The following is a 13,513-nucleotide window of genomic DNA, read 5'->3' as shown; positions in this document are numbered from 1 at the left end:
GAACTATTCCAGAAACTTCTCTGCGGCGGCCTGGAAAGTCTTTTCCTTTTTACGAGCGGTGACCTTTTCCAGGTCACCGCTCCGTACTATTCCCCGTAAGGTGAGATACCATTCTTCGGCGACTTCCTCGGCCTGCCGGAGATCATCCTTCTTCGTGGCGACGCGGTGCTGCTTCCCTTCGATCGTCGTTGGGCGGCTAGCCCGGACCAGCCAGAACGCGGATCTGGAGTCGGCCGGCCCTGCCGTCATCGTCCGACGGGCCGCCGCTCAATTCTTCAGTAAATCAAAGGGTTGGCGAAATGTCGCCGTGAGCTCGCCATCGCGCCAATACGAGTTCGAAAGTACGAAATTTAAGAAGGCGACGTTTGTCCGCCGCAGGCTCGTGGAAATCTGCTGAGAGTCTTTGGCATTGGTGAGGAGCGCGACTCCCCCGTCCATATAAGATTGCTCGGCGGCTTCTTGCCATCCGATCTCCTGCAGGCGTCGAGCCTGCTCCTTGCGCCATTCAGACGCCATCCTGTCTGTCGTACATGCCCGCGTCCATCCGGCCGTCGAGCTTGTCGACATACATGGCGCTCAAGCGATTTCGATTCGCGCCAAATCATGCTCAAGCAGGAACCTAAACTGCGATGATGATTGATCCTTTGGCGCCGTCTTCGTAGGCCCTTCATCTTGTCAATGTGCCGCCAGGTAGATCACATTCCATGACGCCGGCTTGAGTGTCGCCCGCAACCTCGCGCGGTCAAACGCCACGCTTTGCAACGGCGCCGGCTTGACCTTGTCCGGCGTATTCTCGGTATTTGCCGCCATCAGATCATCGTGCCGGAGCTCAATCGCCTCGTGAACTGTCAGGGGACCGAAGCTCCTGGCCTGGACGCTCACCTCCATCTCCTGCTTCAGATCACGATTGAGCAGAAAGAGCGACAAGCCGCCGCCTTGTTCGGCGACTGCCGCTATCTTGAGATACGGCACGTCAGGCGCTGGAAGGGGCCCGGCCGGTCTACCGTCATGATTGTTGTGCGACGCATAATAGGCTTCCGTCTCGACTTGCGCGTGCAAAATTCTGCCGCGACCAAAGCGGCTCATATGCGCAAAAGGAAAGAAGATGGTCTGGCGCCACGCACCTCCGCCTGTCTTTGTCATGATCGGCGCAATGACATTCACGAGTTGCGCCAGGCAGGCAATTCTCACCCGATCGGCGTGATTCAGCAGGGAAATGCAAGCGCCGCCGAAGGCGAGCGCGTCCTCCATCGTATAGAGTTCCTCAAGGATGGGTGGCGCCACTGGCCAGCAGTCTACCACCGGGGCAACCTCATTGCGCGTGCGATACCAGACGTTCCATTCGTCGAAGCTCAGCATAAGACGCTTCTTGGAGCGCCGCTTGGCCGCAACCGCATCAGCTAGGACGACGACCTCATCGATGAAGCTGTCCATCAGGTCGGTGCTCGCGAGAAACGATGCGGTGTCCTGGCTGCAATTCTCGAGATAAGTATGGATTGAAATGTAGTCGACGTAATCGAAGGTGTGTTCGAGGACCGTTTCTTCCCATTGGCCAAAACTAGGCATGTTGCGCAACGATGAACCGCACACCGCAAGCTCGATGGTAGGGTCCACCCGCCGCATCATCTTGGCCGCCTCTCTTGCAGCTGCCCCGTAAGCGGCTGCGCTCTTTTGCCCTATCTGCCAGGGCCCGTCCATCTCATTGCCGAGGCACCACAGCTTGATCCCATGAGGCGTCCGCCAGCCGTGCTTGCGGCGGAGTTCCGACCACGCAGTTCCTCCGGGGTGGTTACAGTATTCGACTAGATTGCAAGCGGCATCGCCGCCGCGGGTCCCCAGATTGACGGCAATCATCGGCGCGGCATCGGCCGCCCTGCACCAGTCCATGAATTCATTTGTGCCGAAGCTGTTGGGCTCGGTGCTGAACCAGGCTAAGTCGAGGCGCGCTGGCCTTGTCTCCAGTGGCCCGACGCCGTCCTCCCAATTGTAACCGGAGACGAAATTGCCGCCTGGATATCGAACGAGCGTCGGCCCGAGCTCCTTCACCAGCGCCAGCACGTCCTTACGAAAGCCTCTTTCGTCTGCGCTCCGATGGCCTGGCTCGTAGATGCACCATAGATGCATCGGCCGAGATGTTCGATGAAGACACCAAACAGCCGAGGGTCCCTGCGACCAATGGTGAAGTCGCGGTCGACCAGAACTTTGGCTTTCCTCATGTTCTTCTCGGGTGTCCTGCGGCTGATGACGGCTACGAGCTGGCTCCTACTCCGCGAAAGGAAGAATCAAAATTCGTGCCGACACCGGAGAGAGCTCCATGAAGACGATCTGCATCTCTTGTGAGATTTGCGGAGTGCGAGCCTACGGCGGCAGCGTCGTTGTGGAGATGCCAGAAAAGGGTCTGCAAAGAAGTGGGATGTTCAGGATCCGCATCGATCAGGTCAGCAAGTCGGTCTGCGCAATCTTGACTGAGGTTTACAGCGCGGCCTCACGCTGGGCTTGGCGGCCCGGCAAGCCAAACCACAATGCATTCATCCAGGCTCTTCAACGATCGCGTCGGGGCCGGATCTCAACACCGATCGGTGCCTCAACCTTGCAGACGCACAAGAAAGCTGGAGATTTGGCGCAAATACTACAACAGAAAACGCCCCCACAGGGCAATCGGCAACGAATTGCCGATTTCGCCGCAAGCCCGCGTGGCGCAACCAGCGGGCTATCGTCTTCAGAGTCGTAAGACCCTAGTTCTGGGTAATTCAAAGTTCGGTCCCGCTGCATCCTCAAAAGTCATTCCCCCCGTGATCTGCCTGACCGTGTGCTCAGCAGCATCAGTTGCGCAACCTGTACACACACTCTGTCTGTAAAACAGATATCATGGTAGGACGCTCCGGCGAAGTTGAGGGGCCCGCTAGGCGAAGCGGAGCCCATCCGCGAGAACAAAATATAGCGTACGCTAAATCATGGCACTTCTGCAGGATGTCTTGTGGTTTTTGACAATGAGGCATTCTCGCTGACGGGTTTCAGTTAAGGCCTTGTGACCATCAGATGTAAGCGCCAAACTCTCCAGGAAAGGGCATTTGGGCGCTTGGGACCAGGCGTCAAACTGGAAAGTAGGCAAGCAGGCCGAAAGCGGGTAGGCGGCACCGGATATACCCCAGAGCCTTTCCGTCGCCGCCGGAGACGAGAGACGAAGCGTTCAAACACTCGGCGGTAGCAGCTTCGTGACAGACAAACAGCGACAGGCCCACTTCCATCGCAGTGCTGGGACCATTTTACCTAGGCCGAGGGCGTCGCCGCCGAAGAAGTCACAAGCAAACTGGGCCCTACCGCTTCATTCGGATATGCCGAGGGGGTGGGCTTTTGGCGCGCCTTGCAAGGGCTACGTTGCAAGCTCCCCGAAACAAAAACCCTGGCATTCGTGCCAGGGTTTTGCATGTCATCCACACATTGACAGAGTGGATCAGAAGTCCATACCGCCCATGCCGGCGCCTGGAGGCATTGCTGGACCAGCCGCGGCCTTCTTCGGCAGCTCGGCAACCATTGCTTCCGTGGTGATCAAGAGCGCGGCAACCGAGGAGGCGTTCTGGACCGCGATGCGCACCACCTTGGTCGGGTCAATGATGCCCTTGGCGACCAGGTTGGTATACTCGCCTGTCTGCGCATCGAAGCCATAAGAGTACAGCTCGTTGTCCAGGACTTTACCGACCACGATCGAGCCGTCTTCGCCGGCATTGATCGCGATCTGGCGAGCCGGCCAGGACAGCGCCTTGCGCACGATCTCGACGCCGGTCTTCTGGTCGTCGTTCTTGGTGCGCAGGCCCTTGAGCTGCTCGGAGGCCCGAAGCAGGGCGACGCCGCCGCCCGGCAGGATTCCTTCCTCGACAGCCGCACGGGTCGCGTGCATCGCGTCATCGACGCGATCCTTGCGCTCCTTGACCTCGACCTCGGTCGCGCCGCCGACGCGGATCACCGCGACGCCGCCCGCGAGCTTGGCGAGACGCTCCTGCAGCTTCTCACGGTCGTAGTCCGAGGTGGTCTCCTCGATCTGCGCCTTGATCTGGGCCACGCGCGCCTCGATGTCGGCCTTCTTGCCGGCGCCGTTGACGATCGTGGTGTTCTCCTTGTCGATCATCACCTTCTTGGCGCGACCGAGCAAGTTGAGCGTGACGTTCTCGAGCTTGATGCCGAGATCTTCCGAGATCGCCTGGCCGCCGGTCAGGATCGCGATGTCCTGCAGCATGGCCTTGCGGCGATCGCCGAAGCCCGGAGCCTTGACGGCCGCGACCTTCAGGCCGCCACGGAGGCGGTTCACGACCAGGGTCGCGAGCGCTTCGCCCTCGACGTCCTCGGCGACGATGACCAGCGGCTTGCCACTCTGCACCACGGCCTCGAGCAGCGGCAGCAGCTCATTCAGCGAAGACAGCTTCTTCTCGTTGATGAGGATGTAGGCGTCGTCCATCTCAACGCGCATCTTGTCGGCGTTGGTGACGAAGTAGGGCGAGATGTAGCCGCGGTCGAACTGCATGCCCTCGACGACGTCGAGCTCGGTCTCGAGCGACTTGGCCTCTTCGACCGTGATGACACCCTCGTTGCCAACCTTCTTCACGGCGTCGGCGAGGAACTTGCCGATCTCCTCGTCGCCGTTGGCCGAGATGGTGCCGACTTGGGCGATCTCCTCATTCGAGGTGACCTTCTTGGAGTTCTTCTGGAGATCCGCGACCACGGCCTCGACCGCGAGGTCGATACCGCGCTTCAGGTCCATCGGGTTCATACCAGCGGCAACCGACTTGGCGCCTTCGCGGACAATCGCGGCGGCCAGGACGGTCGCGGTGGTGGTGCCGTCGCCGGCAGCATCCGCCGCCTTCGAAGCTACTTCGCGCACCATCTGGGCGCCCATGTTCTCGAACTTGTCGTCGAGTTCAATGTCCTTGGCGACGGCAACGCCGTCCTTGGTGATGCGAGGCGCGCCGAACGACTTGTCGAGCACGACGTTGCGGCCCTTGGGACCGAGCGTGACCTGCACGGCATTGGCGAGGATGTCGACGCCGCGCAGCATGCGGTCCCGCGCGTCTACCCCGAACTTGACTTCCTTGGCTGTCATAAAAGAATTTCCTCAGTTCTTATTCTCTCATCCTTCGGCGCGCCCAAGCGGGCGCTCGTCAGGGGGAGCTGTGCGAGCGCTGGGTTAGGCGGCTTTCTTCTTGGAAAGCACATCGGTGAGAACGCCCATGATGTCGCTCTCCTTCATGATCAACAGCTCCTGGCCGTCGATCTTGACTTCGGTGCCCGACCATTTGCCGAACAGCACGCGGTCGCCGACCTCGACGTCGATCGGAATCAGCTTGCCGGCTTCGTCGCGGCCGCCGGGGCCAACAGCGACGACTTCGCCCTGGGAAGGCTTTTCCTTGGCTGTGTCGGGAATGATAATGCCACCTGCGGTCTTCTCATCGGCGTCGATGCGCTTGACCACGACGCGGTCGTGAAGCGGACGGAAATTCATGTAAGGCTCCTGAGCGTTTGAACCAGTTAGAGATAGTCACATTGTGACAAGCACAATTATAGCAAGAGTCAGGCCAAAAACGAGCTGAACGATCGAGCCTCGCAGTTCTGATGAATCGTAGCTTGACCTCGCGTGTCTTTGTCCGGAAGCAAACGCCCTCAGGTACGCAGCCCGCCAAGCTGTCGCGAATTTGACATTGCGCTTCGTCGAAACACCCAGATTGAGCAGGGTTCCTCAACATTGCACGGACGGCCGTTGCATCGATCGAAGCGCCGCGTTTTCCAGCGACGACGGCCGGGTGCGGTACATCATTGCTTTGTCTGACAGCAGCATCTAGCAGCTGACGCCGGCGGACCGTGCGATGCACAGGCTCATCGATGAGCGCTCAATCAGTCTGACGCGGTCGCAGAAATATGCCAACTATCTCAAAAACCGCAAATTGCGTCAGCGAATCTGAGATGGCGACCGTTGAGCGGCAGAACACATTTCGCCCAACTGTGACCGAGCTGATTGGCTATTGCCGCGGACGAGAGATCGCTCTGCCCGTCACGCTCCACTGAGAATAGCCGATAGATGACATTCGAGCGAAGCCGAGTCGTTCGGGAGTCCAGAAAAAGAACAGCCGGCGACAATCAGAGGCGCCTCTGCCGACGCCGGGTTGGAATTTGTATTGCGGAGCAGTCGCGGCCACCTACCGTCCGAGAGGTTTCCCTTTGATATTGATGGCGTCCAAATAGCCGCCATGCATCGAGGGAACTGAGCGGCATATGAACGATATACGTTGATATACGTTGTGCCGGCGCGTCTGGCGTGTGATTGCGGTTCAAAGTTCAAAACTCACGCGATCTCCGCGCCAAATGGAAAAAGCACCTGTGTCCTCCGTAGAAGTACACCAGCACATCGTCTCACTTCTTCAGAAGCCGAATCCCGTCATCCTGGATATCGGCTGCAATGACGGGACCGATACGCAACAATTTCTCAATCTCTGCCCGCAAGCGCAACTCTACTGCTTTGAGCCGGACCCCAGAGCGATCGCGCGCTTCAAGAAAAAGCTGGGCTCATCCATCAATAAGGTGAAGCTGCTTGAAATCGCCATCAGTGATCGAAACGGGATTATCGACTTCCATCCAAGCAATGCAGATGGTGATGCGAAGGAATGGGACCTCTCCGGCTCAATACGCCGCCCGAAGAATCATCTTACCGAGTATGATTGGGTTCGGTTCGATCGCCCGGTCTCGGTTGAAACGCGGCGGCTGGACGACTGGTGCAGCGAAGCGGACGTGAGCATGGTCGATTTCATCTGGATGGATGTCCAGGGAGCCGAAGCCGATGTTATTGCCGGCGGCACGCAGACCTTAAGTAACACGCGCTTCCTCTACACGGAATATAGCGACCGCGAGCTCTACGAAGGGCAGTTGTCCCTGCAAGCCATTCTTGACCTGTTGCCATCATTCGAAGTGGCGGCCCACTATCCGCGCACAGTGGAAGGTGATGTATTGTTGAAAAATATGCGCTTCTAGTGGCTGCCCGTATCGAGCATCTCATTCAGCGCTGCAAGACCTGACGAGCGCGGTCTGTGCCAGCCAAAAGCTGCACAACTGGTGATGATTAGCGGCGAGGACGTCAGTAAACGCCTCATCGTAATCCCGGCGCAATGGCACCAAGTTTCTCCTAGCCGCGCCGCCCGATCACGCGCAATTCCAGATCGGTCCGATCGGCGTCCGTGTCCAACACGGGCCGAAACTGCCGCCATTGTAGCGGCCGCCGTCGAAGCCCGGGTGGCCGAAATAGTGCCACTCGCCATCCCAGCCGTAGTACTGAGGAACCGGGTCAATATACCAGTGGCCCCGATCGGCGTGCGAGAACCGGCGCATTGCGTCCTTTTGCTTGTAGAGCGGAATACTGTTGCTCGGCGACTGGCGATAGCCGGGGAGGAAGCCGTAACCTTGCCAGACCGGCTTGGGCCGCTTGTGAATTGGCGCAGCGTTCGCGACGACCGGCAGCAGCGACAGGATAGTAGCAGTTAGGCACACAAAGCGAGACATGGATCGACAATAGTCGGTCGGTTGCGCGGAGGCCATTCAAATTTAGGTGCAGGATCGGATCGATCTCAATCGATCGCTTACGTTTGTCTCTGTCTCCCGACCCTCCGCAAGTCATGAGACGCGGCGGGCCAGAACACTCGAAGACTGCCAGTCGTCGGTCGAAAAAAAGCCCGGCCTCTTTTCGATGGCCGGGCCAAAGTCAGGCGCCGACAGAGGGAGAGCCGCCGGCGCTTATTTGCGGGAAAACGTTCACCGCAAAGTCTAATTACGAATTGATCAACGATCGAAAGAAATCTGGCGTCGTTTCTTTTCTATGAGATGACATTGATGGAATGCGGCGCACGATTGCCTCGCAAAACCTTGAAGGTTGTATTCTCCGTTGTCCTGAGCATCGTCAAAGTCATGCAGATTAAATGAGAGACGTCGAACAGAGATGATCCGCGTCCGTTCGAACGGCATCAACGTCCCGGTCGCAGGGTGCAGCGAGCCAGCATTCCCCGAGGCTGGGACGGAGTACGTTCTTATTCGCATGCGAGCACTCCGTGTCGGTCGCGCGAGCCCGCAGGCGGCGATTGGGGCGCCTACTTCGCCCTCTGCTATACACACCATCGACCGAATTCCTATCATCGCCTCACCGAGGGCAGCAGACAGCGGCCGGTCCGACTTGCCGGGCATCCACGTCAGCTATTTCGAAATGCTACAATCTGACGCCACGTGCGAGTCAACGTCTTTGAGCTGATCCGCTCAAAATTCAACCCGCCGACCGCTCACAGGCAACTGAGGGATCTACCAGCGGTCGACGTGCGTGTCACATTCTGTTTCTAAGAGGGCTTCGTCTTGTCTAGAAAATTACGATAGAGTCCAGTTCTCGCCAGTGAAGGCAATTCGCCTGCGGCGAAGAGTTGGCGCCCGGATGGCGTCGCAGCAGAAGCGGCGAGCGATTTACAGAAGCTGTACATGCGACCCGAGGCGGAAGATCGATCGGGCGCCGTCGATAAGGGGCTATGAACGCGGCGGGAAGCTGTTCTCGACGCAGGACACAGACGAGACTTCCGGACGCTCGGGCCACAACAGCCTTGCTGCGGAATGGCGGCGAGGGCCTCCCGCTTTCTGCAAAGAGCACCTCCTGTTTCTTGACGCACCGAAGGGCATGCCGTGGCTTTCCTGCCACCAAGTGACAAACCTCACACGAGTCTCCGCGCGTCAGTACTTCGATAAAATGTCGAGGCGATACTATCGGTGTTGCTGGGCAGGGAAGCGTTGGCCGAAACCCACCTGTCCTGTCGCGAACACGACAGTGCGCTCGTAAAATGGCGGTAATTCGCCTTGCGGTTGGTGGCATAAGTCCTGCACCCCGCCGTGACGCGGCGCCAGCGCAGTCGGATCATTCGCCTTTGTAAGATGGCGCGCGACGTGAGGTGACATGCGATTAAAACGTCTTTGTTGTGTAGCCGGAACAGCTGCGCTCGTTACAAGCGCCGCCACTCATTCGGCCGATCTCGGAGTCCCAGTAAAGGCGCAAGCAGCAATATGGAGCTGGACTGGCGGATACGTTGGGGGGGCACTTCGGCGGGGGCTACGGCCGGACATCGTTCACTGACCCCTATGGCCCTTCGATCTATGGCGACGTGGTCGACACCCCAGCGCTCCTATCCGGAGGTCAAATCGGCTACAATTGGCAGAGGGAGCGCTGGGTTTTTTGGCTTCGAAGTAGATGGCAGTGGCGCAATCTCCAACGGTACAAACACCTGTCTTGCCGCCTCCGGCATGATCGTGAGCGCAAACTGCAAAGCAGGTCCGGATGTCTTTGCGACCGGCACCGGTCGGCTGGGTTATACCTTTGGCCCGCAGGGCCGTACGCTAGCCTATTTCAAGTTAGGTGTCGCGTGGCAACACAATCGCGGTGATATCGTCAATAACCACGAACCTGAGGACGTGCTAAAGAACGCCACACGTTTCGATGACAGTCGTCTAGGTGGCACAATCGGCGTAGGCATCGAGCAAGCACTCACGCCGGATTGGTCTCTCAAGTTCGAGTACGACTATCTGAGGTTCGGCGGACCAAGTCTGGCGACCCCTCCAACCACAACACCCGCTTCCCTCGGTGGTCCCAGCCAATGTCAGTACCCTGTCCAGCAGCTATCACATCGGTAAGATTGGTCTGAATTACCATTTTGATGCCGACGGGGGGACGCCGGAATGGTCCGATCTAGCGCTCTACCCGACAAAGCCGAGCGTTAACGCCCAGCCGATTGCTCTGACGCAAGATTGGTCGGTGGAAAGCGGTACAAGAGTTTGGCTGAGCCGAGGAAGATTTCAATGGGATCATCCTTACGAGCCCTATAACGATCCGAGCAGCCTTGTGTCGAGGCTCACGTATCACAAGCTTGACGGGATTTCTGGTGAGTTGTTCGAACGTATCGAGAGCCCCTGGGGGATCTTCCTGAAAGGAAATATTGGGTTCGGACGTTTCGGCCGTGGAAGCATGAACGACGAAGATTGGGCGATTGACCCAGATGGAGTCCCCACCGCTTATTATCTGACTGGGTCTCGCGAGGCAAACGGGCGGTTCGCATACTACACGGCCGATGCTGGATATGACTTTTTGCGCGGCAGCGCCTACAAGGCCGGCGCGTTTGTGGGCTGGACCTACTACGGCCAGAAGTCTGACTCCATAGGCTGCATTCAGTTAGCATTGCCCTACTATCCATGCTTCGGAGGCAGCGAGAATGATAATAGGACGGTGCATAAAAGGACGGTGGGTAGCGAAGACGCCAATTGGAATGCGCTGCGTATTGGCGTCGCCGCTGAGACTGTGCTACTCGATCGTTGGCGCCTAAGTGCGGAGGTTGCTTACCTCCCATGGACGGATTTCCAGGGGCGCGACAACCACCTTTACCGCGAGAAGACGACCTTCCTTGATCAGCGAGGGAGCGGTGGTGGTGGGGTGCAGTTGGAAGGCATCTTGTCCTATTTTGTCACCGACACCTTCAGCGTCGGCGTAGGCGCCCGATATTGGGCGATGTGGACTTCAAGAGGAAGCGAGGACTTCGGCAGCGGCCGCAACGGAGTCGGTACCCTTCATTCGGCTAATGATGCGAAGTATAGCATGGAACGATGGGGCACGTTCATTCAGGCCTCTTACGAGTTTGACTGAACGTGCTGAACGTCCGGCCGAGAGGCGAGGACTCTATATAGAGGGGCCCGCACTTCCTTGTCGGCATTGAGGATGATCGGGCCGACGCGTCAGAGCCACATGGAGGCGGTACGTGCAATTCGCGCGTGCCGCTTTCTACCGGCCCCTGATCCAAGCGCATACGGATTGTTCGCAATCCCGCAGCAGAGGCGTTAACGGTGCATGAGAGGCTAAAACGATGAGCGCAATCGAATAATCGTCGCAAATAGTAGACGCGACCACCAGCCACCGTAACATCTGCTTGATGCTACGCGCTCGTTGGAGTGAGAAGAACAATTCTGACTGTCAAAACAAGCATCCAGTTTCGCGCATTGCGTTAGCTCAGTCAACGATGTCGCACATTCCATCGAAGTTCATGGATGAGGCGGGGCCAGACTGACACGACACCGGCCGCTCCGTTCGGACGCGCCCGTGAGCCCGAGTGCTCAGGCCCACTGGAGTGATTTCTGGGCATGACGACGCTCTGTGTCGCGGCTGACAGGAGCACTGGTGAAAGCGCAGAAAAGGCAAGATCCCGCGATATTCTGAACTGTAACGGAGATAAGATGACGACAGTCATCACAAATCTGCTCACCCGAAAGCAGGTACTCTTAGGAAGCTTAAGTCTACCCGGGACGTTGTCCGGCGCGAAAGATCGAGCGCCACCTTGAGCAAATAAACATTGCGCTTGATCTTATTGATCCACCTACGCAGGCGAGAAAGTGAGGACGCCATTTCAACGCCCAACGCATTTCGATGTAGAGCTTCTGATCTCGCAGCGAAGACTTGCGCTGCATGGGGCCCGCCGCGCCTCGGTGTCGTAATCAATTTCCCTGGCGGGCCATGTTCCCGTGAACCTTCTCCGAATGAGTGGACACCTGTAATAGGCTCGGAGGGCGTGGAGGGCTCGAATGCCAGCACATCAACGTCGATGTTCACAGAGGACTACAGGCACCAGGCCGTTGGGCTGGCGGCATTGAGCGGTCGATCGAGTGGAACGGCCGCCAAGGAGCTCAGTCTGCGCGACTCCGCGCTGCGACGGTTAGCTGGATAAGCTCCGGCAGGAACCGGCATCGGCAGGGTGGCGCCCCACCACGCAGGCGACGCCGATTTCGGCGGACCAGGCTTCGGAGATCGGGCGCCTGCGCCAGGAGAACGAGCGGCTGCGCATGGAGCGCGATATTAGAGAAGTCCTGCTTGAAATGCGTGAGTTGAGTCGGAGCCGTTGCGCTGAAATGAAGGTGGATCGTGCTCGACACGACAATGGGTTAGGCAGCGGCGTGAAGACTACGAGAGCGCTCGGTATTTTTGCGACGGAGAAGAGAATCTCAACGGATATGAAGTGGTGTTTTGAGAAGCGCCGGACTGCAAGGGTTTCTTCTCCTGTCCTTTGAACGAGGCCGGCAGGCCGCCAGGTTCTGTGCTGGAGAAAGCATCATATCGCAGGTCCGGCAATCCGTTGCGGAGGGGCGTGCGGAACGTGAAGAAGCACTTCATGGAAAGCCCGGCTGTGCTTCACTTCCGAGCAGGAGTCGGCCGGCGCTTTGAAGCGTTCCCTCGTTTAAAGCGGCGTGTTGGGCGACCACGAAGCTGTCGCACATGGCGCGCGCCAGATTGCTGGTGTTACAGAGCGACGCACTTCCAGCGAGACCGCTCGCAATGCTACAGACCTCAGCGCTCTGCCGCGCGGCGTTCGTCGCGGCGAGCCGCATCAGCATCGCCGTGCTCTGGTTTACCGCACCTTTGAGCGCTTCCTTCCACAGCTCCTCGGTGGCCTCATAGAAGAAGGAACGGGCGGAACGCAGCAAGGCTTCCGCTCTGGCCATTTCCAGTTGGACATAGCCGCGCTCTGCCATCACAGGCGCTCCAGTGATTGAGGCGCGGCTTCCGGCCATGGCGATTACCTCGTCTAGCGCAGAGCGCGCAATACCGACGCCGACAATCGCATGCGCCTGTGCAGCGAAAGTCACGGACGGATAACGATAGACCGGACCGTCGACTGTCGGCGGACCGCCGCGGATCAAGGTCCATTCCTCCGGCACAATGACGTCGTTGACAACGACATCGTGACTGCCGGTGCCTTGCAGGCCGATGACGTCCCAATTGGGGCGGATTGTTACCTTTTCGGCCGGCATCACGGCTACTCGCGGAAGGCCACCGGTCGGATCGTCTTCCACAGTGATGCCAACGCCTATCAGATCCGCGCCCGGTGAGCCGCTGGCGAATGGCCACACGCCGTTCACGATAAACCCGTCGGTGCTTCGCCTGGCGGGCTGGAGCGGGAAAAGCGCGCCTGCCAACACCACGTCAGGTCCATTCGCGTATACCTTGCGAAGCGTGTCGTCCGGAAGCGCAGCGAGGTAGCGAGCCCCATCGCCGAAGCTGGCGACCCAACCGGCCGAGCCATCGGCTTCGGAAATGCGCTCGATCAGGCGACAGAAATCGGTCGGCGTTCGCTCATCCCCGCCGAATCGCCTGGCGGCCAGCGCCCGATAGACGCCAACGCGCTTGAAGCCCTCGATAATCTCGTCGGGAATCTTCTGCGCGCGGGCGAACTCCTTTCGACGCGCGCGGATATCGACCAGTAGCGGCGACAGATTATCCCAGGTCGCAGCCGTAGCGTCGGTTTCTGCAGTGATCTTGTCTGGTGGAGCGTTCATAAGCTGTCCTCAGTGTCTTGAGCCGACCCACGTCGCGCTTCATTGATTTGGATTGCCTGCGCGTGGCGAAGCCGACCCGATTGATAACTATTCGGAAGGGATCGTAGAAATTGTCGCAGTTGATATTGTGCTGTGACGC

The 13,513-nt window shown here is 58.6% G+C and carries 10 protein-coding genes and 1 pseudogene; 4 read left to right on the top strand and 7 right to left on the bottom strand.

From position 1 onward, the window contains the following. Window positions 1-3: 3 nt before the first annotated feature. The 3 genes and pseudogenes from XI06_RS24960 to arfA all read right to left on the bottom strand — a co-directional run bounded on the left by XI06_RS24960 (window position 4) and on the right by arfA (window position 2,216). Entirely contained in the window at window positions 4-249 is a 246-nt protein-coding gene (locus XI06_RS24960; RefSeq protein ID WP_271606714.1) for a hypothetical protein, read from the bottom strand. 18 nt (window positions 250-267) lie between these two features. Continuing rightward, window positions 268-516, bottom strand: a complete 249-nt coding sequence (locus XI06_RS24955) for a hypothetical protein (protein WP_271606713.1) — start codon at window positions 514-516, stop codon at window positions 268-270. A 159-nt stretch (window positions 517-675) separates the two neighbouring features. Then, a pseudogene (gene arfA / locus XI06_RS24950) lies at window positions 676-2,216 on the bottom strand (arabinosylfuranosidase ArfA). Between the two features lie 98 nt (window positions 2,217-2,314). On the opposite strand from arfA, the gene XI06_RS24945 reads away from it, so the two are divergent. After that, window positions 2,315-2,731 carry a hypothetical protein gene (locus tag XI06_RS24945; RefSeq protein ID WP_271606712.1) on the top strand — a complete coding sequence of 139 codons (417 nt, stop codon included), beginning with the start codon at window positions 2,315-2,317 and terminating at the stop codon, window positions 2,729-2,731. Between the two features lie 723 nt (window positions 2,732-3,454). On the opposite strand, the gene groL is transcribed toward XI06_RS24945, so the two are convergent. Beyond that, window positions 3,455-5,095 (bottom strand): chaperonin GroEL, encoded by a 1,641-nt coding sequence (gene groL / locus XI06_RS24940; RefSeq protein WP_271606711.1) that lies wholly within the window; start codon window positions 5,093-5,095, stop codon window positions 3,455-3,457. Between the two features lie 84 nt (window positions 5,096-5,179). Continuing rightward, on the bottom strand, window positions 5,180-5,494 hold the full coding sequence (locus XI06_RS24935; protein WP_271606710.1) for a co-chaperone GroES: 315 nt from the start codon (window positions 5,492-5,494) through the stop codon (window positions 5,180-5,182). 872 nt (window positions 5,495-6,366) lie between these two features. On the opposite strand from XI06_RS24935, the gene XI06_RS24930 reads away from it, so the two are divergent. Then, window positions 6,367-7,014: an FkbM family methyltransferase gene (locus tag XI06_RS24930; protein WP_271606821.1), complete on the top strand. Its 648-nt coding sequence runs from the start codon at window positions 6,367-6,369 to the stop codon at window positions 7,012-7,014. A gap of 168 nt (window positions 7,015-7,182) precedes the next feature. Here XI06_RS24930 and XI06_RS24925 read toward each other — a convergent pair whose 3' ends face one another. Continuing rightward, window positions 7,183-7,539, bottom strand: coding sequence for a hypothetical protein (locus XI06_RS24925; protein ID WP_271606709.1), 357 nt, complete (start codon window positions 7,537-7,539; stop codon window positions 7,183-7,185). Between the two features lie 1,530 nt (window positions 7,540-9,069). On the opposite strand from XI06_RS24925, the gene XI06_RS43575 reads away from it, so the two are divergent. Together XI06_RS43575 and XI06_RS24915 are read left to right on the top strand one after the other, a co-directional pair. Then, entirely contained in the window at window positions 9,070-9,693 is a 624-nt protein-coding gene (locus XI06_RS43575; RefSeq protein ID WP_333909364.1) for an outer membrane protein, read from the top strand. Continuing rightward, window positions 9,644-10,696 (top strand): omptin family outer membrane protease, encoded by a 1,053-nt coding sequence (locus XI06_RS24915; protein WP_271606708.1) that lies wholly within the window; start codon window positions 9,644-9,646, stop codon window positions 10,694-10,696. The genes XI06_RS43575 and XI06_RS24915 overlap by 50 nt, the downstream gene beginning before the upstream one ends. A 1,511-nt stretch (window positions 10,697-12,207) precedes the next feature. Here XI06_RS24915 and XI06_RS24910 read toward each other — a convergent pair. After that, window positions 12,208-13,374, bottom strand: coding sequence for an acyl-CoA dehydrogenase family protein (locus XI06_RS24910; RefSeq protein ID WP_271606707.1), 1,167 nt, complete (start codon window positions 13,372-13,374; stop codon window positions 12,208-12,210). Window positions 13,375-13,513: the final 139 nt, after the last annotated feature.

This window comes from Bradyrhizobium sp. CCBAU 11434 (genome assembly GCF_028128895.1).
Taxonomy (GTDB): domain Bacteria; phylum Pseudomonadota; class Alphaproteobacteria; order Rhizobiales; family Xanthobacteraceae; genus Bradyrhizobium; species Bradyrhizobium zhengyangense.
Note: the sequence above shows the minus strand (reverse complement) of the source record. Positions and strands in the feature narration are given on the sequence as shown.